Origin of the sequence: Paenibacillus sp. OT2-17 (assembly GCF_009827695.1) — a bacterium.
Classification (GTDB): domain Bacteria; phylum Bacillota; class Bacilli; order Paenibacillales; family Paenibacillaceae; genus Paenibacillus; species Paenibacillus polymyxa_B.
In genome coordinates, this window is record NZ_WUDQ01000604.1 from 1 (window position 1) to 2,117 (window position 2,117).

The 2,117-nt window shown below is 42.9% G+C and carries 2 protein-coding genes and 1 pseudogene; 2 read left to right on the forward strand and 1 reads right to left on the reverse strand.

Annotated features, from left to right (window positions below; translation table 11 throughout):
• Positions 1 to 63: 63 nt before the first annotated feature.
• Positions 64 to 714: an undecaprenyl-diphosphatase gene (locus GRP75_RS25115; protein ID WP_160790687.1), complete on the reverse strand. Its 651-nt coding sequence runs from the start codon at positions 712 to 714 to the stop codon at positions 64 to 66.
• A gap of 147 nt (positions 715 to 861) precedes the next feature.
• Here GRP75_RS25115 and GRP75_RS25120 point away from each other — a divergent pair, with 147 nt between their 5' ends.
• Positions 862 to 1,572, forward strand: coding sequence for a response regulator transcription factor (locus GRP75_RS25120; RefSeq protein ID WP_075154156.1), 711 nt, complete (start codon positions 862 to 864; stop codon positions 1,570 to 1,572).
• Positions 1,572 to 2,117, forward strand: a pseudogene (locus GRP75_RS25125) (sensor histidine kinase); the annotation flags it as partial. The gene GRP75_RS25120 and the pseudogene GRP75_RS25125, both read left to right, overlap by 1 nt.

A 2,117-nucleotide genomic window follows, 5' to 3' on the forward strand; every position in this document is an offset into this window, starting at 1 on the left:
TCGCTCCAAATCAACAGCATAACGGGTAGCATAAATAATAAAGCTTATAAAAAAGCAGACGCTTTAGCGTCTGCTTTTCATTTGGACAGAGGAAGTGTGTTCAGTCATCTTAGTTCTGGCCTGTTCACCAGGCTTGAGCCCCAGCTTCTTCTCCCATTTTTCATAAAATATAATAGCCGCCTGCATGAAGATGCCAGGAAGCTTCCGGCTTCGAATGAATTGATGAACGCCGACGGCACAACCTGCACCAATAAGCGCACCTGCCAAAATATCCGAGGGATAATGCACTCCGGTCCACACGCGGGATACTGCGATGAGTACAGCTAAGATAACCCAGAGAACACGATATTTTTGATGATGAAGCCATAAAATGGAAGCCAGAGCAAACGCTCCAAGTGCATGGTTACTTGGGAATGAAGCATTAGGATCATGGTGAACAAGCTGAATGACTGAATGTCCGACAAAAGGTCGATCTCTGTAAAACAAATGTCCAAGGCCCCAACTAATTACAAAGCCGAAACAAACTGTTATAACGGCTTCTAAAACCATCATCCGATGCGGCATTTTAAAAGTGAACCAGTAAATCAGCATAGCCACTCCGAATAAATACGGTGCATATTGCGCCAAGAAACGCATGGTTCCATTTAAAAAGGCGAGGGAATTAGCCAGTTCATTGATCCAGTGAAATAAAGCATAATCTACATTAATTAACATGAATAAATTACTCCTTAACATCAAAAAATTGAATAACAAAGTTATATTATAGAGCGACTACACGGATAAAAGCTTAAAATCAAATAAAAAATGAATGTCATTTCCATTACTCATTTGTTTTTTCTATAGAAAATAGGTGGTTTTGCGATGGAAAAGTCGGTGCTGGTCATTGATGATGAAGAGAAGATATCCAGATTGCTTCAGTTGGAGTTATCCCATGAAGGATATGCAGTTGAAATCGCACAGACGGGCAGAGAAGGATTGGAAAAAGCTCTAGCACGTACATGGGATATCATCATTTTGGATGTAATGCTGCCGGAGATGAACGGGGTCGAGGTACTGAAGCAGATTCGAAAAGTGGACAATCATACACCAGTAATTATGGTCACTGCACGTAACACGACTCCTGATAAGGTTTCAGGTCTGGATGAAGGTGCCAATGATTACATTACGAAGCCTTTTGAGATCGAGGAGTTATTAGCGCGGATGCGGGCCAGTATGAGGCATCAAATGGAGCCAACAGCTACCGCTTTACAAGAAGAGGACAAGCCGCCGTCTAGGCTCCAAGTGGATAGTTTGGTGTTGGAACGCAAAACCAGGTCAGTAGTGCGGGAAGGAAACCGAATCGAACTGACGCCAAAAGAATATGATCTGCTTCTTTATCTGATGGAGCACAAAAATCAGGTATTGCAGCGGGATCAAATGATTCAGGACGTGTGGGGATTTGATTTTGTCGGTGATACGAATGTCGTAGATGTGTATATCCGGTATGTTCGCAAAAAAATTGATCATGGATACAAAAAGAAATTGATAAAAACCGTGCGCGGTGTTGGGTACTTCATCCGGGAGGAAGACTAGTGAAGCTTCGGACCAAAATCACCCTGCTCAGTTCTATTTTAGTGATGTCGATACTCCTGTTTGTGGATGTTACAGTTCACCTATTGTTCGTCAAAATCGCTACGCGAAATGAAAGAGAAGTGCTGCAAAATAAGTGGACTGAAATCATTGCCGAAACCGGACCCACGATAATTCTGAAGAATGCATGGGGCCCCAAACTGAAAGATGAGCTTTCTGGAGATACCATTTTGAGGGTATTTGATCAGCAATCCCGACTTTTGTATGAAGTAAGTCGCCAGTCCCGCTTTAAGCTGGGCGATATACGTTTTAACACTTCTCAAAGCTCTCAACTGACAGATGTACAGGGTCATAAAATTCTGGTTATCCATCTGCCTGTGCTTTCTCTGGAGGGCAATCAGAAGGGGACGCTGGAGATCGTGGAAAAATGGGATGCACTCGAAACCAATCTTGATATTTTAAATACGATTCTCATCACATCGACTGTAGGGGCTATGTTGCTAAGCTTGGTAGGAAGCACGATTTTGGCGAATGCCATATTGCTGCCG